Here is a 4,570-nt window from a genome sequence, read left to right on the forward strand (position 1 = left end):
GGCATCCTGAGTATTTATTTTACTTATCCAGTGAACGGCGCATTTTTGCGTGGTTGCTTCGCTGTATTTCTGCACGATAGGAGCGTCTGTGAAAAAGGTGTTGATCGGTGTTTTGGCGTTAACGGCTGCGGCGTGCAGTAACAACGAAGACATACATATTAATAAACAAGTGCCGCCGCATCATACCGAGGATGGCTTTAAAAATTTGCACGGTCCTGAAAAGCAAAGTGGATTTTTTGATTATTGGTACATGCGTTGGTTTGGGGAAACGGAATGGGCCGATCAATCGGAGCAAGTTGATGCGATTCCTTTTATGCAGGCCGATTTGAATAAAATCTCTAACCCTAACCCCGAGGATCGGCAAGTTACGTGGATAGGGCATTCGACATTTCTACTTCAATACCAGGGGATGGCGGTGCTTACCGATCCGATTTTTAGTGAGCGAGCATCGCCCGTGAGCTTTATGGGGCCTCAGCGTTTGACTGAACTGCCTGTACAGTTATCAGACTTGCCTCCGATTGATGCCGTGATTATTTCTCATGACCATTATGATCATTTAGACGCTGATACGATTGAAACACTGGGTAACTCGACTCATTACTTCGTTCCGCTTGCCTTGAAGCCGTGGTTTCTTGAGCTAGGCATTGCAGAAGACAATGTTACCGAACTTGATTGGTGGCAAGGCGCAGCGACTAACGACCAGCTGCGTGTTCATGCAACTCCTAGTCAACATTGGTCTGGTCGAAGTCTTTGGGATCGCTTTGAGACCTTATGGGCGAGCTATGTGATTGATATTGGCGATTGGCGCGTATGGTTTGGCGGGGACACGGGCTATAACGCCATACAGTTTAAAGAAATCGGCCATGTGTTTAATGATATTGACCTTGCGTTGATGCCTGTGGGTGCATACTTACCCCGTTGGTTTATGAAAATGCCTCATGTTGATCCGGAGCAAGCCACTCTGATTCATCAAGATATCGGTGCTAAGCAAAGTATCACGATGCATTGGGGGGCATTTCAATTAGCGGCAGAGGGTATTCCGCAAACCATCGATGATATTAAGCACGCGCGTGAAAAGGCGCAATTGTCGGAAAACGAGTTTCGCATTATGCCAGTGGGTGCGACTGAGATTTTAACGTCCGATAGCGTGAAGTAAGTTTCGATAATACTGATCTTAAAACCTCTCTCGGTTGTATTTCTATTCGAATATATTGAACAATCGTTTTTACAGGATTATTTATGACCATTGCGCAGCGGCTTTATGCGGGATTTGCCTTTATTATATTACTGATTATTGGGATTACCGTTGTTGGTACTTATCAAGTTGGCCAAATCGATCAAACGTTGAGACAGGTGAATGGAGTCGGTAGCGAAAAGCAGCGCTATGCGATTAATTTCCGCGGTAGTGTGCATGACCGTGCGATAGCATTACGCGATTTTGTGTTGACTGAACAGGCATCGAAGCGACGCGAATATCGCGCGCTTATTGATAAGCTTCAAGGCGATTATGCCGATGCGCAGCAAGGACTGGATCAACTTATTGCCGATCCAAAATACGTTAATGATAAAGAAAAGCAGTTATTAGCGCGTATTAGTGAGATCCGTGAACAAGCCTTAGCCACTTCTGATCGTGTCTATCAGCTGTTGGCGCAGGATCAGCGTCAGCAAGCTCAAGATTATGTTTTAAGCGATTTATCGCCGGCCTATGCGGAATGGTTGGTAAGGATTAACGACTTTATCGATTATGAAGAGAAGATCATCGCCGACGGTGTTGATGGAGTGCTTGAACGCAGTAATGGATTTGCGGTGCTGATGTGGTGTGTGGCTGTGATTGCTGCACTTGTTGCAGCGGCCATCAGTTATTACATTGTACGTCGGCTAACACATACTTTAGGCGGCGAGCCAGAAGCGGTTGTTGAGGTCTTGGAAACCATAGCTGCGGGTGATTTAACGGTTGAGACTCGTTCGAAATACGAGGGTAGCTTGATGGCGCAGGTCAACCGTATGGTGCGGCAGCTACGAGCGCTGGTAAAAGAGGTCGATGAAACGTCCGATCAACTGCTGAATGCCTCTGGTGAACTGAGCGAAACCAGTGAGAATAATACCAAGATGGTTATCCGTCAGCAGGACGAGACAACTCAAGGTGCGACAGCGATTAACCAAATGTCGCAAACGGTATCTGAAGTCGCTTCACATACAAATGAGGCGGCACAGTTAGCGGATGAGACTGATCGCGAAACGCAAACAGGCAGTCGTGAGGTGGCGGCAACAATTAGTTCAATTGAGCAGCTTGCCGATGAGGTTGAGCGTGCGGCCTCTGTGATTGTTGAGTTGAGCGATAATACGGCTGAGATCGACAAAGTGTTGGAAGTGATAGAGGGTATCGCCGACCAAACTAACTTGCTTGCGCTAAATGCCGCTATTGAAGCTGCACGGGCGGGTGAGCATGGGCGTGGATTCTCGGTTGTTGCTGACGAAGTTCGCGCGCTTGCGAATCGTACACAAGAGTCCACGCAGAGCATTCAAGATCTGATTGAGACGATGCGTAACAGTGCTTCTCAGGCGGTTGATGTGATGCAACGCGGTCAAGAGCAAGCAGGCAATAGTGTTGAGCAAGCGCGTCGAGCAGGCAAATCGTTAGATACTGTTAACCATGTGGTTAAGCAAATGACCGATATGAATGCGCAAATTGCCACAGCAGCCGAAGAACAAAGCTCGGTCGCGGAAGAAATCAATCAGAACTTCCACAAAATCACGGAAGCTACTGAAGAGACTGCGGCGGGCTCTGAGCAAGTCAGTGAGTCGAGTCGTCAGCTTAACGAACTTGCACGCAATTTAAGTGAGCGTGTCAAACGTTTTAAAACGGCGTAGATTTAGCCACTCGGTGTTTTGGCTCTTGATTTACAAGGCTAAAACAACTAGTATACGCGCCTTATGGAGAGGTGTCCGAGTGGCTGAAGGAGCACGCCTGGAAAGTGTGTATACGGCAACGTATCGAGGGTTCGAATCCCTCTCTCTCCGCCATATCCAAAAAAACCGCCTTTATGGCGGTTTTTTTATGCCCGCGTAGCTTGCGCCTTTGGCGCAAGGGCGGTGGTTGTTGTCGCGCAAAATGCGCGACGTACGGTGGTGGGGTATCCGATGTCGGGTGTCGCGCAAAATGCGCGACCTACACGAATACAATGGATTTGTTATCGATATGTAACTTGCGCCTTGGGCGCAAGTTGGTGAGCTGCTCGCTATGATCAATGACGATAGAAGGGCGATGTATTTCCGCTAACATTTGATTCAAAGTGGCGGCACTCGTCGAATCTAGGCCGTTAAACGGCTCGTCAAGTAATAGCCAGTGTCCGTTGCCTGAGAGCGCCAGTATCAATTTGAGCTTTTGCTGATTTCCTTGCGAAAGCTTGCCTACTGTTGCCGTTAAATAATCTGAGAACTGGAAAGCTTCAATCAATTGATTGCGTTGCGTTATGTCGCAACGTCGATACTTGTCGTATAGCGAAAACACTGTAGTTATGGTCATGTTGTCGGGGATTTGAATACTATCGGCCACGAGGTCAGGTCGATCGTCAACGTTCAACGAGCCCGAGCTGGGCATGATTAACCCGCTGAGAAGCTGTAAAAAGGTAGACTTTCCTGCTCCGTTTTTACCTGTTAGTTGATACTGCCCTTCAGGCAGCGCGAGCGTAACGGAATCTAAGATTAAGTTATCACCGAGCTTTACGCTGACATTATTCAATTCAATGTTGGCCATTTATGTGCATCTTTTAAGCGGATATCTACCGCCATGTTACGGTAGCTTGCGCCTTGGGTGCAAGGTGCGATGGTTGATGTCGCGCAGGATGCGCGACCTACGTGGGGTGGGGTGTTCAATGTCGCGTAGCTTGCGCCTTTGGCGCAAGGGCGGTGGCTGTTGTCGCGCAAAATGCGCGACCTACGGTGGTGGTGTATCCGATGTCGGGTGTCGCGCAAAATGCGCGACGTACGGTGGGTGGGATGTCCGATGTCGGGTGTAGCGCAAGATGCGCGACGTACGGTGGGGCGGTATCCGATGTCGCGTAGCTTGCGCCTTGGGCGCAAGGGCGATGGCTGATGTCGCGCAAAATGCGCGACCTACGGTGGTGGGGTGTTCGATGTCGCGATGGTTGATGTCGCGCAAGATGCGCGACGTACGGTGGTGGGGGCCAATGTCGCGATGGTTGTTGTCGCGCAAGATGCGCGACGTACGGTGGTGGGGTGTTCGATGTCGCGATGGTTGATGTCGCGCAGGATGCGCGACCTACGGTGGTGGGGTGTTCGATGTCGCGATGGTTGATGTCGCGCAAGATGCGCGACGTACGGTGGTGGGGTGTCAATGTCGCGATGGTTGATGTCGCGCAGAATGCGCGACGTACGGTGGTGGGGGCCGATGTCGCGATGGTTGTTGTCGCGCAGGATGCGCGACCTACGGTGGTGGGGGCCGATGTCGCGATGAATGATGTCGCGCAAGATGCGCGACCTACGGCGGTGGGATGTTCGATGTCGCGATGGTTGATGTCGCGCAAAATGCGCGACGTACGGTGGTGGG

General features: G+C 50.2%; 5 protein-coding genes and 1 tRNA gene. 5 read left to right on the plus strand and 1 reads right to left on the minus strand.

Translation table 11 applies throughout. From position 1 onward, the window contains the following. Positions 1–88 precede the first annotated feature (88 nt). The 3 genes from ABNS04_RS12045 (at position 89) to ABNS04_RS12055 (ending at position 3,024) form a co-directional block, all read left to right on the plus strand. Entirely contained in the window at positions 89–1,156 is a 1,068-nt protein-coding gene (locus ABNS04_RS12045) for an MBL fold metallo-hydrolase (RefSeq protein WP_348671561.1), read from the plus strand. 83 nt (positions 1,157–1,239) lie between these two features. Beyond that, positions 1,240–2,871: a methyl-accepting chemotaxis protein gene (locus tag ABNS04_RS12050; RefSeq protein ID WP_272977531.1), complete on the plus strand. Its 1,632-nt coding sequence runs from the start codon at positions 1,240–1,242 to the stop codon at positions 2,869–2,871. Between the two features lie 65 nt (positions 2,872–2,936). Then, positions 2,937–3,024 (plus strand) — tRNA-Ser (locus ABNS04_RS12055). 145 nt (positions 3,025–3,169) lie between these two features. On the opposite strand, the gene ABNS04_RS12060 is transcribed toward ABNS04_RS12055, so the two are convergent. Beyond that, a complete protein-coding gene (locus tag ABNS04_RS12060) occupies positions 3,170–3,757 on the minus strand; it encodes an ATP-binding cassette domain-containing protein (RefSeq protein WP_272977532.1) in 588 nt (195 codons plus the stop codon). Between the two features lie 372 nt (positions 3,758–4,129). On the opposite strand from ABNS04_RS12060, the gene ABNS04_RS12065 reads away from it, so the two are divergent. After that, a complete protein-coding gene (locus ABNS04_RS12065; RefSeq protein WP_348671563.1) occupies positions 4,130–4,318 on the plus strand; it encodes a hypothetical protein in 189 nt (62 codons plus the stop codon). Beyond that, a partial coding sequence (locus tag ABNS04_RS12070) for a hypothetical protein (protein WP_348671564.1) occupies positions 4,303–4,570 on the plus strand: 268 nt, incomplete at its 3' end. The genes ABNS04_RS12065 and ABNS04_RS12070, both read left to right, overlap by 16 nt.

The sequence above is a fragment of the uncultured Idiomarina sp. genome (assembly GCF_964010655.1).
Taxonomy (GTDB): Bacteria; Pseudomonadota; Gammaproteobacteria; order Enterobacterales; family Alteromonadaceae; genus Idiomarina; species Idiomarina baltica.

Excerpts from the sequence above, each read along its gene's own strand:
- ABNS04_RS12050 (WP_272977531.1), top strand. The coding sequence starts at position 1,240 with ATGACCATTGCGCAGCGGCTTTATGCGGGATTTGCCTTTATTATATTA.
- ABNS04_RS12060 (WP_272977532.1), bottom strand. The coding sequence starts at position 3,757 with ATGGCCAACATTGAATTGAATAATGTCAGCGTAAAGCTCGGTGATAAC.